Annotated in this window: 9 protein-coding genes; 8 read left to right on the forward strand and 1 reads right to left on the reverse strand. The window is 43.2% G+C overall.

Features of this window, described 5'->3' with window-relative positions:
* Positions 1 to 34 precede the first annotated feature (34 nt).
* The gene (locus tag LT679_RS04600) at positions 35 to 1,465 is read right to left on the reverse strand and encodes a tetratricopeptide repeat protein (protein WP_232175942.1); all 1,431 of its coding nucleotides are present in this window, start codon (positions 1,463 to 1,465) and stop codon (positions 35 to 37) included.
* 182 nt (positions 1,466 to 1,647) lie between these two features.
* On the opposite strand from LT679_RS04600, the gene queG reads away from it, so the two are divergent.
* From queG to LT679_RS04640, 8 genes are all read left to right on the forward strand, one after another.
* Entirely contained in the window at positions 1,648 to 2,607 is a 960-nt protein-coding gene (gene queG / locus LT679_RS04605) for a tRNA epoxyqueuosine(34) reductase QueG (RefSeq protein ID WP_232175945.1), read from the forward strand.
* 132 nt (positions 2,608 to 2,739) lie between these two features.
* Positions 2,740 to 3,813: a glutamate 5-kinase gene (gene proB / locus LT679_RS04610; RefSeq protein WP_232175947.1), complete on the forward strand. Its 1,074-nt coding sequence runs from the start codon at positions 2,740 to 2,742 to the stop codon at positions 3,811 to 3,813.
* A gap of 8 nt (positions 3,814 to 3,821) precedes the next feature.
* The gene (locus tag LT679_RS04615; RefSeq protein WP_232175949.1) at positions 3,822 to 5,075 is read left to right on the forward strand and encodes a glutamate-5-semialdehyde dehydrogenase; all 1,254 of its coding nucleotides are present in this window, start codon (positions 3,822 to 3,824) and stop codon (positions 5,073 to 5,075) included.
* 476 nt (positions 5,076 to 5,551) lie between these two features.
* A complete protein-coding gene (locus tag LT679_RS04620) occupies positions 5,552 to 6,919 on the forward strand; it encodes an NAD-dependent succinate-semialdehyde dehydrogenase (RefSeq protein WP_232175951.1) in 1,368 nt (455 codons plus the stop codon).
* 201 nt (positions 6,920 to 7,120) lie between these two features.
* Positions 7,121 to 8,209: a tRNA 2-thiouridine(34) synthase MnmA gene (gene mnmA / locus LT679_RS04625; RefSeq protein WP_232175953.1), complete on the forward strand. Its 1,089-nt coding sequence runs from the start codon at positions 7,121 to 7,123 to the stop codon at positions 8,207 to 8,209.
* A gap of 201 nt (positions 8,210 to 8,410) precedes the next feature.
* Positions 8,411 to 10,741, forward strand: a complete 2,331-nt coding sequence (topA, locus tag LT679_RS04630) for a type I DNA topoisomerase (RefSeq protein WP_232175955.1) — start codon at positions 8,411 to 8,413, stop codon at positions 10,739 to 10,741.
* Positions 10,742 to 10,778: 37 nt separating this feature from the next.
* Positions 10,779 to 11,183: a hypothetical protein gene (locus LT679_RS04635; RefSeq protein WP_232175957.1), complete on the forward strand. Its 405-nt coding sequence runs from the start codon at positions 10,779 to 10,781 to the stop codon at positions 11,181 to 11,183.
* Between the two features lie 65 nt (positions 11,184 to 11,248).
* Entirely contained in the window at positions 11,249 to 16,843 is a 5,595-nt protein-coding gene (locus LT679_RS04640) for an alpha-2-macroglobulin family protein (RefSeq protein WP_232175959.1), read from the forward strand.
* Positions 16,844 to 16,888 lie beyond the last annotated feature (45 nt).

Below are 16,888 nucleotides of genomic sequence, written 5' to 3' on the forward strand. Positions count from 1 at the left end.
GAATTAAAAACGAACTTTTAGTACACCTTAGTGGTCAGCTGTCCAATTTTTTGGAAATAGTTTTTATCGCCGTATCAAGGCTTGTTGCGGAGTGATCGAGACTTTGAATGATGTGATTTTTTTCTTGATCATCGCCCATGTTTTTATCTTTCACAAGCGAAACCAATCCTAATATATTGGATAGATGCCGCCTGACTTCATGTGAGTTTATGAAAGCCAGTTCCTGATGTTTGGCTTTATACAAAAGCTGTTCGTAATAGTGTTTTTGTTTTATGCCACGATAAAATATTATAGTGATAGCAATAAGCAGAACCGAAACTACAATGATGAATATGAGAATAAGGCGTTGGCGTTTGTAAGCTTCCTCTTTGCGGATGAAATCTCCGGCAATTTGATCAATCTTCATTTCAGACGATATGTTGGCTACCTGCACCATGCGTGTTGTATGCAGTTGAAGGTTAGCCAGTGCCGTTGAAAACTTTTTTGAGGCATCAACTGAATCGCCATTTTTCAGATCAATCTCACCAAGCATATTGTATAAGTGAAACTTTAGAAACGGGCTATCATTATGTGCTGATGCTTTGACGATATAATTGACTGTAAGCTTCGCTGAGTCGTTCATTCCTGCTTTGTAATAGGTATCGGCCAGATACACCAAATCTTCATCACTAAAAGGGTATTTTTCGTCTGACCGTAGCCGGTTTATTTGATTAATAGCTTCCAAATGGCGGCCTTTAGCTATCGTCCATAAATAGTACGCGCGCTTTCTAAATTCATATATTCCGGCTGACTTACGATCCCGTGTAGCTAAAAGTTCCTTGTATTTATTTAATGAGTCAAGCTGGTTCAGCCTGAAATAAATTTCGGCCTTATTAAAGTAAATATAGTTCTCGTGCTGAAAATTAGTCGATCTTTGAGCACCGGCCATAGCCTGCGCCTGATCCAGATACTGCAGCGCCTGTTTAAAAAGGTTATTTTTATAATAGAGGTCAGATATATTAATGGCCAGCACAATGTGGCGGTCAATATCGTTTAATAAAGTAGCTTGCTTTTGTGCCAACCGGTATCTAACCATAGCTTCTGCACTATTACCAATTGCAGCCTCAATAAAAGCGCTGTTTGTTTGCAAGGCATACAGCAAAAAATGATTACCTGTTTTCTCCGCCTTTACTATCGCCCTATCAAAATTAGTACGTGCTTTGGTGTATTTATAAAATCGCTTTTCTATTACTCCATTTATAAAAAGCTCAAAAGCCGGTCGCTCTCTATTGCGGTATAGCTTTAAATAGCTAAAAACCTTTTGCCTGTCACCATCTATTTCACGTTCCGGGACCCTTACAAAATAAGTATTTAGATATCGGGCCAGATCACCATCGTTCACTCCCGGAAGATTGCGCTGCAGCGCACGGGTTACAAAAATACTGTCGAGCTTGGTAGCATATACTTGAACTATTGTTAAACACAATAAAACAGCTGTAAGATAAATTTTCCGGTAGTAAAACATAAACTGTCAATAGTTCAACTGTCAGCTAAATATAAAAATATACTGTTACTTAGTTATAATTTAATTGACTTAGTGAAAACTCAGGTTAACTAACCGTACAAAAAGTTTTAATATTTTTGTGCGATCAGACGCTTACTTACAGCATGATATCGGCTAATAAAGAAACATACAGCAAATTGATAAAGGACGAAGCTCAACGGTTGGGCTTTCTTTTTTGCGGTATTTCTAAAGCTGATTTTTTAGAGGAAGAAGCGCCACGGCTCGAAAAATGGCTCAAAAATAATATGCATGGCGAAATGCATTATATGGAGAACCATTTTGATAAGCGGCTCGATCCTCGTTTGCTGGTTGATGGTGCTAAATCAGTAATATCATTGGGATTAAATTATTATACCGATCAAACGCAGACTGATCCCGACGCGCCTAAGATATCAAAATATGCCTACGGGGCCGACTATCATCACGTTATAAAGGATAAGCTCAAATATTTACTGCAGTTTATACAAGAACATGTTGGCGATGTATGCGGCCGGGCTTTTGTTGACTCTGCCCCCGTGCTTGATAAAGCCTGGGCGAAAAAGGCGGGCTTAGGCTGGATAGGCAAAAACAGCAACCTCATTAATAAAAAAACAGGCTCTTTCTATTTTTTGGCCGAGCTGATTATTGACCTGGAGTTGCAATACGATATTGAACCTACCGCCGACCATTGCGGCACCTGTACCCGGTGCATTGATGCCTGCCCTACAGAAGCTATAGTTGCACCATATGTTGTGGATGGAAGCAGGTGTATATCTTACCTGACCATCGAACTAAAGAATGAGATACCATCGTCTTTTAAAGATAAAATGGATGGATGGATGTTTGGTTGCGATGTTTGCCAGGACGTTTGCCCCTGGAATAAATTTTCGGTATTACATAATGAACCGGCATTCAACCCCCACCCCGATCTGCTTGGATTGAAGATGGCCGATTGGACGGAACTTACCGAAGAAACATTCAAAAAAGTTTTTCAAAGGTCGGCAGTGAAACGTGCCAAGTTCGTCGGGCTTGAGCGTAATATCAAATTTGTTCAAGATACCGTACCAACAGAAAACAATCGATAAACGACTCTTTTACCTATTTATAAATCAAAAAATAATCAATAAAGGAATTTTTAGAATATTTTGACATATATTTAGATAATTACAAGTCAATTACGCCTCATTTTTGCTTAAATTGCCAAAAATTAACTTAAATTGATTAAATACAAACGAATTATTATAAAAATAGGCTCAAATGTACTTGCAAAGAGCGATGGACTTATTGATGAGCAACGCATAGCGCACCTCACCGATCAGATTACCCAGCTTAAAAATAGCGGTGTTGAAGTGATATTGGTTTCTTCGGGGGCGGTTGCCTCGGGCCGGGGTTTGATACGCGTATCTGATCGTTGCGATGCGGTTGCAGCGCGCCAGTTGCTTGCTTCGGTGGGGCAGGTAAAACTCATTAATATTTACGCGGACCTGTTTGCCAAATCAGCGCAGCTTTGTTCGCAGGTCTTGGTCACCAAAGATGATTTTCGTGACCGCATCCACTATCTCAATATAAAAAACTGCCTGGAAATACTATTGCAACACGGGGTGATACCCATAGTAAATGAAAACGACGTGGTATCGGTTACAGAACTTATGTTTACCGATAATGATGAGCTGGCCGGGCTTATCGCTTCTATGTTGAACGCCCAGGCGTTGGTGATACTTACCAATGTTGATGGTATTTATAACGGTAACCCGGCACATGAATCATCTGAGGTTATTAAGGAAATTAATGGCAAAGGCGTTGACCTGTCCGCCTTTGTTGTGCAAGGCAAATCTCAATTTGGCCGGGGCGGCATGATTACCAAAACCCACATGGCGCAAAAGGTAGCACAGCTGGGCATTACCGTGCATATTGCCAACGGAACTCGTGAGAACATTGTGCACGATATACTATCGGGCGATGTACCGCACACCTGCTTTTTACCGCAAAAAGTTACATCCGGACGCAAAAAGTGGTTAGCCCATTCAGAAACCGCGGCTACCGGTGTGGTTGAGTTAAACGACGGTGCCAAGCAGGCGTTATCGTCAGACAAAGCCATCAGCCTGCTTCCGGTGGGGATACATGCCATTAAAACTGATTTCAGAAAAGGTGATATCATTAAATTAGTTGATAGCACAGGTAATATTATTGGCGTTGGCCGTGCGGAATACGGCGCCGATAAAGCACGGGAACGTATGGGGCAAAAAAATCAAAAGCCATTAGTGCATTACGACTACCTTTATTTACAATAACCGCAAACATGACATCGTACAATACCTATTTTGATAATGCAGTAACGGCAAGCCGCAAAATGGCTGGCCTATCTGAGCAACTGGTTAGCAAAGTGCTTAATGAAGTAGCTGCAGCTGCCATTGAACATACTGAACATATCGTTCGTGAAAATCAAAAGGATCTTGCGCTAATGGCGGAGGATGATCCGAAGTATGACAGGTTGAAGTTAACCGCTGAGCGTATTGAAAATATTGCGAATGATATGATTGCCGTTGCTGAATTACAATTGTCTTTGGGAAGGGTTTTAGAAGAGCGAGTGCTTGAAAACGGATTACATCTTAAAAAAGTCTCTGTACCGCTTGGTGTAGTGGGTGTTATTTATGAAGCACGGCCAAATGTAACCTTTGATGTATTTGCGCTTTGCTTTAAAACGGGAAATGTGGCGGTACTGAAAGGCGGAAGCGATGCTGACCACTCTAACCGCTGTATCATTGAAATTGTTCAACAAGTTCTCGAAAAAAACAATCTTGACAAAAATATTGCGACCCTGCTACCCGCACAACGCGAAGCCACACATGCCCTATTGAATGCTACGGGTAAAGTGGATGTGTTGATTCCGCGTGGAAGCCAAAGTTTGATAGATTACGTGCGCGATAATAGCAAAGTGCCTGTAATTGAAACCGGAGCAGGCATTGTGCATACCTACATAGCACCGTCTGCAAATATTGATAAAGCCAGAGATATCATATTTAATGCAAAAACCCGCCGGGTGAGTGTTTGCAACGCTTTAGATTGTTTGATTATACATTCCTCGCACTTATTAAATATCGCTGGTATAGTTGCAACCCTTGCGGAAAAAAAAGTAACACTTTATGCGGATAATCCGGCCTATAACGAACTAAAAGATCACTATCCTGCAAACCTCTTGCAACAAGCTGAGGCACAGCATTACGGGACTGAGTTTTTAGATTATAAGATGGCAATTAAAACCGTTGCCAGCATAGATGATGCGCTGGATCATATTGCCCTTCACAGCTCCAAACACAGCGAGGCGATAATTACTGAAGACCAGGACGAAGCCGACCGCTTTACCAACCAGGTTGACGCGGCAGCTGTTTACGTTAATGCATCGACAGCCTTTACTGATGGCGCCCAATTTGGCTTAGGAGCCGAAATTGGCATCAGCACACAAAAACTACACGCCCGCGGGCCAATGGGCCTTAACGAATTAACAAGCTATAAATGGGTGATAAAAGGAAGCGGTCAGATTAGAGAACGCTGATAACCAAATCTTATAAACAAAAAGCGGGACCCCTCATGCCGGGATCCCGCTGAAATTCATTCTGGGGTAATTAGAAAAAATAATAATTCACCGCCACTGCTAAGCCTACTACCGCAAGTATTACACCTTGCAGCTTTTGCTCGAAAGTTAAGTTAACAGCATTCATATCTTTATAAATTAGGGTATTACAAATCTATAAGGTGTTGCTAATTTTGCAATAGTGCCGATCACTTTTGCTATTTTTTTAACAAAATGGCAATTTCAACTTTAACGTGTTTAAACACAAGTCGCTTTTTTAAAAAATTTTTCAAAAAAATGTCTGCCAGACATTAAAATATTGGTGGTTATTGGTCTGTTAACCTATATTTTACATCATATTTAATTTAATGAAACATGTAATTTTGCGCTGTTCACCATAACTCATTAAATATTTAGCAAACTTTTGCCACATAACTGGATTTATTTTTAAAATAGTTATGACGATCCAATCCATAAATCCGTACAATTTGCAAAGCATCGAGGAGTACGCTTTGCATACCGATCAACAAATCAATGATAAGATTGAACAAACGCAAGGTGCCTGGTTAAAATGGCGAAATTCCGGCTATGCAGAAAGAAGCTACCTGTTAAACAAACTTGCCGAAATAATAAGAGCACGTAAGGTTGAATTGGCCAGGCTTATGGCTTTAGAAATGGGTAAACCTGTAAAACAAGGAATAAGCGAGGCCGACAAATGCGCTGCGGTTTGCGAGTACTATGCTGAAAAAGCAGCAGGTTTTCTTTCAGATCAAATCATCAAAACAGAGGCTATTAAAAGTTATGTATGTTTTAATCCGCTGGGTGTTGTACTTGCCGTTATGCCTTGGAATTTTCCACTATGGCAGGTATTCAGATTTTTAGCGCCCGCTTTGGCTGCAGGTAACTGTGGGGTTTTAAAACACGCGTCGAATGTGCCTGGTTGCGCGCTCGCCATTGAAGATATGGTTACTGAGGCTGGATTTCCACCGTATGTATTTCAAACGTTGCTTGCCGGCAGTAATAAGGTAGATAAGATAATTGAACATGAGCACATCAAGGCTGTAACATTAACCGGAAGTACCCAAGCTGGTATAAAAGTTGCGCAAAAAGCCGGATCGCTTTTAAAGAAAACCGTGCTCGAGCTTGGCGGCAGCGATGCCTATATAGTATTAGAAGATGCGGATATAGCACTTGCCGCTAAAGTATGCGCCGAAAGCAGGCTTATCAACGGCGGGCAGAGTTGCATAGCCGCCAAACGTTTTATAGTGGTTAAAGAAGTTGAGGAAGAATTCACCAGGCTATTTACACAATATATGTCGCAAAAGGTAATGGGCGATCCATTGGAAGATAGAACGGACTTAGGGCCGATGGCACGGGCTGATCTTCGAGACGAGTTACATAGCCAGGTCATAAAGTCTGTAACCCAAGGCGCACGCTGTATTTTAGGTGGTAAAATCCCGGATGGCGAAAACGCATTTTATCCACCTACTGTGCTCGTCAATGTCACGGAAGACAATCTTGCTTTTAATGAAGAACTATTTGGTCCTGTAGCGGCTATTATCTCGGCGAATGAAGAAGAGGATGCTATCAGCCTGGCCAATAAAAGTCAGTTTGGATTGGGCGCTGCTGTATTTACTAATGACGTTGAACGCGGCGATTATATAGCGGCAAACCTGCTCGAAGCCGGATCATGTTTTGTAAACGGACTCGTAAAGTCTGACCCGAGGCTACCGTTCGGAGGCATAAAACAATCTGGTTACGGACGCGAACTGGGCATGTTCGGTATACATGAGTTTGTAAACATTAAAACTGTAGTAATAGCTTGATACAGAAATTCAGTTACACAAAAATTAGATATAAAACCAGTAAATAATTGAACAACAATATTCCTTTCGCAGAAGGAAATAAGTTCTGATAATCATTTACAGAGTATTTCTTTACGTAAATCGGCTAATGTTATCACTTGATCGTCAAAATAAGTGGCGTTTACGGGCGTATGTAAAACATTGCTTACTTTTGCAATTAATATGAGCAAGCACGGTAGAATATTAGTGGCCATGAGTGGTGGTGTGGATAGTTCGGTAGCAGCGGTAATGCTGCACGAGCAAGGTTATGAGGTTATTGGCCTTACCATGAAGACCTGGGATTATGCATCATCAGGCGGTAGCTCAAAAGAAACCGGGTGCTGTAGTTTGGATAGTATAAACGATGCGCGCGCTTTAGCCGTGAGCTATGGTTTCCCGCATTATATACTGGATATACGCAACGAGTTTGGAGATTTTGTGATAGATAATTTTGTTGACGAATATCTTGCCGGCCGTACCCCTAACCCTTGCGTGCTATGTAATACACACATTAAATGGGAAGCTTTATTAAAACGCGCTGATAAACTCGATTGCGAGTTTATAGCTACCGGGCATTATGCAAACATAAGGATGCATGATAATGGCCGCTATGTAATTTCAAAGGGTAAGGATGTTAACAAGGATCAATCCTACGTACTTTGGGGAGTTTCGCAAAAAAACCTTGCCCGAACCAAGTTTCCTTTAGGTAGTTTTTCTAAGCCCGAGATCAGGCAAATGGCATTGGACATGGGCCAGATGGAGCTTGCTGGTAAGAGCGAAAGCTATGAGATATGCTTTGTTCCGGATAACGACTATCGCTCATTTCTGCGCCATAAAGTTGAGGACCTGGATGAACGTGTAGGCAAAGGCAATTATGTACTTACCGATGGCACTATTGTTGGCCAGCATGAAGGCTACCCTTTTTATACCGTTGGTCAGCGTAAGGGCTTAGGTGTAGCTTTAGGCAAGCCTATGTTTGTTACTTCTATCCAACCGGATACAAATACAGTGGTATTAGGTACTGCAGAAGAATTGGAACGCAAAGAAGCCTGGGTTAAGAATTTGAATCTTATAAAATATGAGACCATAACTGAACCTATTGAGGCGATTACCAAAATACGTTACAAGGATGCCGGCACATTAAGCAACATTGTACAAATGGGTGAGCATATGAAGGTAGACTTCCATCATTCGGTATCAGGCATTGCCCCGGGCCAGTCCGCTGTATTTTACGAAGGCAATGATTTACTTGGCGGCGGTTTTTTAATTTAATAATTACAGCAAACATAACTACGAGCATACGCCCGATATAAATGCCGTAAAGCATTTATACCGGGCGTTATACATTAGGTATGCTTCCCCAAATTATTGTATAGCTCAAATAGGTTTTCAGAAATTTCACGCTAATTAAAACCAAAACAAATTTGCGTTTAGCGTTCTTTATATTTTATTTGCAGAAAAATTGAACTGTTAATGGCTAAAAACTTACTCATAGTAGAATCACCCGCAAAGGCAAAAACCATTGAGGGTTACCTCGGCAAAGACTTCACCGTAAAATCGAGCTACGGGCATATCCGCGATCTGGTGAAATCTGAGGATGCTATTGATATTGCCAATAATTTTCAACAAAAATATGAAGTACCGGCAGATAAAAAGCAGGTAGTTAGCGAGTTAAAGAAATTAGCTAAAGAAGCCGAAACGGTGTGGTTAGCATCCGATGAAGACCGCGAGGGAGAAGCTATATCATGGCATTTATTTGATACGCTCAATTTAAAAGAAGATAAAACGCGACGGATCGTTTTCCACGAGATTACTAAACCCGCGATTTTAAAAGCGATTGATAATCCACGCACCATAGACTATAACCTGGTAAACGCCCAACAAGCACGACGGGTGTTAGATCGGCTTGTGGGTTTTGAGCTCTCTCCTGTTCTTTGGAAAAAGGTAAAGCCATCGTTATCAGCAGGTCGTGTACAATCAGTAGCAGTACGATTAATTGTTGAACGCGAACGCGAGATCAACAAATTTCAAACTGAAGCTGCTTTTAAAATTGTTGCCATTTTTGGCAAGGGTAAAAGCGCTTTTAAAGCCGAGCTACCACAGCGCTTTGCCCAACAGGCAGATGCCGAAAAGTTTTTGCAAGACTGTATAAGTGCAGAGTTTACTGTGGATTCACTTGAAACAAAGCCGGCAAAACGTTCACCTGCAGCGCCTTTTACCACTTCCACCTTGCAGCAGGAAGCCAGCCGTAAATTGGGTTACTCTGTTTCGCGAACCATGTCGTTAGCGCAGCGGCTTTACGAGTCGGGTAACATAACCTATATGCGTACTGACTCGGTTAACCTTTCGGAAATGGCGTTAAACGCGGCAGCACAGGAAATCCGCAGCGCTTACGGCGAACAATACCATCAGCAGCGAAAATATAAAACAAAAAGCGCAAGCGCGCAGGAAGCACACGAAGCCATCAGGCCTACGTATTTCGACAGGCATACTATCGATGGCGATAATGCTGAAAAACGCCTTTATGAGCTAATCTGGAAGCGTGCGATAGCTTCGCAAATGAGTGAAGCCCAGTTTGAGAAAACTACCGCGAAAATCGGTATATCAACACGTAATGAGGATTTGGTTGCCAGCGGAGAAGTAATGAAGTTCGATGGCTTCCTCAAAGTATATCTCGAAGGCAGCGATGACGAAGATGACAACCAACAGGATGGCGACAATGCTATGCTGCCACCGTTACAAAAAGGCCAGCCACTGGATTTGCAGGAGCTTTCTGCTACCGAGCGTTTCTCTCGTCCGCCGGCCCGCTATACAGAGGCAAGTCTGGTTAAAAAATTAGAAGAGTTAGGCATCGGTCGTCCATCAACCTACGCCCCTACCATATCAACCATACAAAACCGTGGTTATGTAGTTAAGGAAGATCGTGAGGGTAAAGCGCGTAACTATCGTGTGTTGACCTTAAAGGAAGGATCGATATCCAAACAGGAAAAATTAGAAAATACCGGAGCCGAACGCGGTAAACTATTCCCTACTGATATTGGCGCTGTTGTAAATGATTTTTTGGTACAACACTTTAACGGTATAGTTGATTTTAACTTTACCGCGAGCGTTGAAAAGCAGTTTGACGAGATAGCCCAGGGAATGAAGGAATGGACAGACATGATCCGTAAGTTCTACGCTCCTTTTCATAAAGATGTAGAGAATACCATCGAAACTGCTGACAAGGCACGTGGCGAACGTGAGTTAGGCGCGCACCCCGAATCGGGTAAAAAAATATCAGTACGCATAGGGCGTTATGGTCCGTTTGTACAGGTTGGTGATAATGATGATGCTGATAATAAGCCATTGTACGCGAGTTTGCGTACCGGACAAAGCATTGAAACCATTACACTTGAAGAGGCCTTAGAATTGTTCAAACTGCCAAAAAAGGTTGGTGTTTATGAAGATAAGGAGATGACGGTAGCTATTGGCAAGTTTGGCCCTTACATACGTCATAACAGCGCCTTCTATTCGTTGCCTAAGGGCCTGGACCCGTTGGACGTTAGCGGAGAACAGGCGATTGAGATCATCAATGAAAAGCGTAAGAAGGATGCGGAGAAACTAATTAAAGTTTTTGATGAAGACCCGGACGCTAAAATATTAAACGGACGCTGGGGGCCATACATTGAGTATGGTAAGCAAAATATAAAAATCCCGAAGGATAAAGACCCTAACACCATTACGTTTGAAGATGTGAAAGCCCTGGCCGGCGAAGCTGGTAAAGAGCCCAAAAAGGGCGCCAAAAAATTTGCTAAAAAGAAGTAATGCCAGGTAATTGATTACCGTAAATAAGGAGATCATCATGATAAAAGACCTTCCCGATAATACAGTTCAGGACATAGCGATTGCAGTGGCTTTAGAGGGCGAAACTGTTGAGGGAAAAACCTGGTATGTTTATATCATCAATTTAAAAGATGAACCGTTAGAAAACATACTTATTACCTCAAAGGGTTATGGCGAAAAAGATGGTGAGCAGGTTAAAACCTCTACCCTTCGGCACATGATACCCAGCCTATCGCCAAAAACATCAGCCATTATTGAACCCATAGATGAGCAAACGTTTGGTTTAAATAACGAATATTGGCTTAGCTATTATATTGCCAATACTATTTACGACAAAAAATTCATCTTCCTTCCGGAAAGTATCGTCGACATGAACCTGATCAAATTACCCGTGGTAAATAAACCCGGGGTAATGATAAAATAATCCGGCCGATATTTGCTTAATATGATAAGTGGTTTATATTTACTCAAAATATATAAACCTTTATTATGCCAGGTGAAAGCAGTTTGTTTAACCACCCGAAACGATTAGCCACTATCGGGGTAGCTGTACTACTAATATTCATTGTCAGCTTCTTTTTCATCCACAGGCCTAAGCGTCCGCCGGTTGATCCGGTTTTTAGCAAATATATTGAAGCCTATACAACGGGTATTATTTCAAAAAAAGGCACTGTACGTATCAAACTTTCGGGCGAGGTACAGGTGGCACACCAGCAGGATGGTGAGCTGGATAACAGCCTCTTTGAATTTTCACCGTCTATAAAAGGTAAAACACGTTGGGTTGATGCGCGCACTATCGAGTTTACTCCTAACGAACCTCTGGAACCCGGAGAAAACTACTCTGCCGACTTTGACCTGAGTAAGGTAATTGATGTACCTAAGGATTACAAGCACTTCAGTTTTGATTTTCAGATCATAAAGCCTGACTTCACAGTTAGTTTTACAGGGCTACGCACAGCTACCAATACATCCGTTGATAAGATGAAACTTGGTGGATGCATTCAAACCGCCGATGCCGAGGATGACAAAGCGGTTGAAAAAATATTGGCAGTTAATTATTCTTCATCAGCTAAAGTAAGCTGGCAGCATAATGCAACTACTAAAACGCACACCTTCACGGTAAACAATCTCGCACGCGCTTCAAATGGCGCCACACCATTGAATGTTGAATGGAACGGCAGTAGTTTGAACGTAGACAAAAGCGGAAGTCAGGATTTTGTTGTGCCCGCCATTGGCGATTTTCGAGTATTAGCCGTGCGCGCCGTTCAAAATACCGACGAATATGCCGAGGTGCAATTCTCAGATGCTATTATGGTTGGCCAGGAACTGAATGGCCTCATCAGCATAAATAATATAGGCGATGCTGCTTACACCATTGATGGTAGTGTAGTAAAAGTTTATGCGCCGGAGAGATTGGAAGGGAACTATACTGTTACGGTAAATCCCGGTATCGAAAACATCTCCAACAAAAAACTCACTAAGCCCTACACCGCAAATGTTTTCTTCGAGAACCGGTTGCCGGCTGTAACCATACCGGGCAAAGGCGTTATTCTACCGGATTCGGGGCACCTGATGATGCCTTTTGAGGCTGTTAACCTAAATGCGGTTGATGTTACCATTATCAAGGTTTATGAAAACAATGTACCCCAGTATTTCCAGAACAATGGTTTTGATGGCGGCGCAGAGCTACGCCAGGTAGGTAAACCAGTGGTGCAAAAAACCATACGCCTGGATACTGATAAAGGGTTAAATCTGGGTAAAAAGAACCGTTTTATGCTGGATATCGACCAGCTATTACGTACCGAACCAGGCGCGATTTACCGGGTAGTGATCGGCTTCAGAAAAGAGTACTCGCTATACAACTGCCGTGCGGGGTCACCAGCTAACATAAATAATGAAGAAGATGATTATGGTGGTGACTATGATTATAGCAACAACACAGGCAAGGTAAACGATGAAGACGACGAGTTTTGGCAGCGCTATGATAACTACTATCCTGATGACTACCGTTGGGATGAGCGTAACGACCCGTGTACTAACTCATATTTTACCAAACAGCGTTGGGCCACGCGCAATATCATGGCCTCAAACATTGGTTTAATAGCAAAACGCGGTAGCGATAATAGTATGCTGGTTGCCGTGACCAATTTGCTTACCGCACAACCTATGAGCGGCGTTGAGTTGCAATTACTCGATTACCAGAAACAGGTACTATTCAAAACCACATCAGACGGAGAAGGCCTTGCCAATTTTGATTTAAAACGCAAGCCATACCTGCTAATAGCCAAGTATAATAATGAACGCGGTTATCTGAAACTGGATGATGGAAGTTCTCTCCCGCTTACGCGCTTTAATGTTGGTGGCGAGCAGGTGCAAAAAGGGTTAAAAGGCTTTATTTACGGCGAGCGCGGCGTATGGCGCCCCGGCGATAATATTTACCTGACCTTTGTTTTAGAGGATAAGCTAAAAACACTTCCACCAGACCATCCCGTTGAATTTGAACTTTATAACCCGCAGGGACAGGTTTATAAGCGCATAACGCAAAATAAATCGATTGATGGTTTTTATAGTTTCCATACCGCGACCGAAACTTCATCGCCTACGGGCAACTGGCTGGCGCGTGTTAAGGTTGGCGGTGCCGTGTTTGAGAAGAACATAAAAGTTGAAACCATAATGCCGAACAGGTTAAAACTTAACCTTTCGTTTGGGGGTGCCGAGGAGCTGACCAAAGGTGCCGGCGAAAATGGCACCCTATCTGCACAGTGGTTGTTTGGCGGCGCGGCTCAAAATTTAAAAGCTAAAGTGGATGCCTTCCTGTCTGCGCAAACCACCACTTTTAAAGGATTTGATGATTATGTGTTTGACGACCCTACCCTTGCCTTTAATACACAAACGCAAACCGTGTTTGATGGACGCTTAAACGCGAATGGCACAACGCCGGTAAGTGCCGACATTAATGTAGAACGCCAGGCGCCGGGCCGGTTACGTGCAAACTTTGTGGTTAAAGTATTTGAGCCGGGTGGTAATTTCAGTATTAACCAAGTGGCTTTGCCTTATAATGTTTACCCGGCTTATGTAGGTATTAAAACACCAAAAGGCAGCGAGCTTTCGGGTATGCTGGTTACCGGTAAAGATCACGTGATTGATATTGCGGATGTGGACACAAAAGGCAAATTGCTACCCGGCAGCCGTTCTGTTGAAGTAGAATTATATAAAATTCAATGGCGCTGGTGGTGGGATGAAACCGGTGATGAGTTAAGCAATTTTACGCAGGATAGGTACAATAAACTTATAAAAACCGAAACCGTTAACCTGACCAACGGTCGCGGTAAATGGGGAATGCGTATAGCCCAAGCCGATTGGGGCCGATACCTGATTAAGGTAAAAGACCCGCAAACCGGTCATTCAACAGGTAAAATTATTTACGTGGATTGGCCAAACTGGTCGGAAAGGTTACAGCAGGATAATCCTACCGAAGCGGCGATGCTATCGTTCACATCTGATAAAACAAGCTATAGAGTTGGCGACGATGCCACGCTTACCATACCAACCAGTAACGACGGCCGGGCGCTTATCAGCTTTGAAAATGGCAGCAAAGTGCTTAAAACAGTATGGATTGATACCAAAAAAGGACAAACCCGCTATAGCTTTAAAGTTGATGAAAGCATGGCGCCAAACGTGTTTGTGAACGTTACCCTGCTTCAACGCCATGCGCAAACCATAAATGATTTACCTATCCGCATGTATGGCGCTATCGGTTTACAGGTTGAGGATCCGGAAACAATATTGAAACCACAGATCGCGATGCCTGATAAAATACGGCCGGAGACAGAATCTGCTATAACAGTATCCGAAGCATCAGGCAAAGAAATGACGTATACCGTAGCCATTGTAGACGAAGGCTTGCTGGATATTACGGGCTTTAAAACCCCTGATCCGCATAGCGCGTTTTACGCTAAAGAAGCGTTAGGCGTAAAAACCTGGGACCTGTTTGATTATGTGATAGGCGCTTTTGGTGGCGGCCTCGAACGTATACTCAGCATTGGTGGTGATGGCACCGGTTCGGTAAATAAAAACGTTTCGGTAAACCGCTTTAAGCCGGTGGTAAAATTCCTCGGCCCATTCCATTTAAATGCAGGCGAAAAACAAACACAGCGCTTTACGCTGCCGCAATACATAGGCTCTGTACGGGCGATGGTAATAGCCGGTCATGCGGGAGGTTATGGTTTTGCCGAAAAAGCGGTTGCGGTTAAAAAACCGTTAATGATTATGGCCACCCTGCCACGCGTATTAGCCCCGCAGGAGCAAATACAGTTGCCGGTTACGGTATTCGCCCTGGAGAAGAACATCAAGAACGTGAGCGTTCAGGTACAGTCTAACGCGTTTAGTAATCTCGGCGGCAACAATACCCGTAGCCTCACCTTTACTAAAACCGGTGATCAATTGGTTACCTTCAATCTGAATGTAAAGGACTTTGTAGGTATAGGAAAAGTGAGAATTGTTGCAAAAAGCGGTGGTGAAACAGCAGCCTATGATGTTGAATTAAACGTGCGTAATCCGAATCCGCCGGTTACTAAAATTATTGAAGCGGAATTAGCGCCGGGAAAATCATGGGCTGCGCCTTATGCTGCTTTGGGCATGGCAGGTACCAATAAAGCGACACTCGAAGTTTCGGCCATACCAGCGCTAAATCTATCGAAACGCTTAAGTTATTTAATACAATATCCGCATGGCTGCGTGGAGCAAACCACGTCAGCCGTGTTCCCACAATTATATTTGAGCCAACTACAGGATTTGACCGATCGGCAGAAAGCTGAAGTTGACCGAAACATAAAGTCGGGCATAAACAGGCTTAACGGCTTTAGGGTAAACAGCGGCGGCCTGAGCTACTGGCCGGGTTATGGCGATGCCGACGATTGGGGTACCAATTATGCGGGTCACTTTATGCTTGCCGCTCAAGCTAAAGGCTATATGTTACCGGTAGGATTTATTGAGCAATGGAAAAAATTCCAGAAACAAAGAGCTCTTGCCTGGGCTCCTGATACGCGCAGCTTCTATGGGTCTGACCTTATACAAGCCTATCGTCTATACCTGCTTGCTTTGGCGCATTCACCTGAATTGGGTGCTATGAACCGCTTGCGCGAGTTTCAATACATCAGCGTAGAAGCTAAATGGCGTTTGGCGGCGGCATATAAACTGGCCGGGCAAACGGAGGTAGCCATGAATTTGATAAAAGGACTACCAACAACCATCAAACCTTACAACACCATGTACGGTACCTATGGTTCTGACCTTCGAGATCAGGCCATGATATTGGAAACTCTGACTTTGTTAGGACAACAACAACGGGCTTCGGGCGTAATGCGTGCCGTGGCCGCCCGCCTGTCTCAGGATAGTTGGTACAGTACGCAAACCACCGCCTACTCACTCATCGCGATAGCGCAATATTGCGGCGTAAATAAAAACGGCGGTAAAATGGCCTTCGCTTACCAGGGTGCCGGGAAAGGGTCTATCAATGCTAATTCATACATCTGGCAAGGTGACGCAGCGCCAAACGGTGGTAAAGTGTTTGTAAAAAATAATGGCACGAATAAACTTTATGTTCGCCTGATACAAAAAGGGCAGCCGTCATCAGCCGATAATATAGATACCTATGTTAACCCCGACGTACTTAACATGCGCGTAGCTTACTTTACACTTGCAGGCAAGCCTGTTGATCCGTCGAAACTTAAACAGGGTACTGATTTTGTTGCACAGGTAACCCTACGTAATCCGGGTAAACAAGGTCGGTACGACAACCTGGCTTTAACGCAAATATTCCCTTCGGGATGGGAAATTTTAAACAGCCGGATGCTGAATAACGACGAGGCGTTTAAGTCATCCCCTTCCGATTATCGTGATATTCGCGACGACAGGGTAAATACTTACATTGGTTTAAGCGAAGGCCAAGAAGTTACTTACTACGTAATGCTGAACGCTGCCTATGCCGGTAAGTATTATATGCCTGCCACCTATTGCGAAGCCATGTACAATACATCCATAAACGCCTTAATTAAAGGGCAATGGGTTGAAGTGTATAAATAACCTAAATGAAATTAAATAATCGAGGCCGCCTTAATAAGCGGCCTT

This window comes from Mucilaginibacter roseus (genome assembly GCF_021215455.1).
In the GTDB taxonomy this organism is placed as follows: Bacteria; Bacteroidota; Bacteroidia; order Sphingobacteriales; family Sphingobacteriaceae; genus Mucilaginibacter; species Mucilaginibacter roseus.

What these genes read in the sequence shown, in the direction of transcription:
- queG (WP_232175945.1), top strand. Translation starts at nt 1,648, where the DNA reads ATGATATCGGCTAATAAAGAAACATACAGCAAATTGATAAAGGACGAA.
- topA (WP_232175955.1), top strand. Translation starts at nt 8,411, where the DNA reads ATGGCTAAAAACTTACTCATAGTAGAATCACCCGCAAAGGCAAAAACC.
- LT679_RS04635 (WP_232175957.1), top strand. Translation starts at nt 10,779, where the DNA reads ATGATAAAAGACCTTCCCGATAATACAGTTCAGGACATAGCGATTGCA.
- LT679_RS04615 (WP_232175949.1), top strand. Translation starts at nt 3,822, where the DNA reads ATGACATCGTACAATACCTATTTTGATAATGCAGTAACGGCAAGCCGC.
- LT679_RS04620 (WP_232175951.1), top strand. Translation starts at nt 5,552, where the DNA reads ATGACGATCCAATCCATAAATCCGTACAATTTGCAAAGCATCGAGGAG.
- mnmA (WP_232175953.1), top strand. Translation starts at nt 7,121, where the DNA reads ATGAGCAAGCACGGTAGAATATTAGTGGCCATGAGTGGTGGTGTGGAT.
- LT679_RS04640 (WP_232175959.1), top strand. Translation starts at nt 11,249, where the DNA reads ATGCCAGGTGAAAGCAGTTTGTTTAACCACCCGAAACGATTAGCCACT.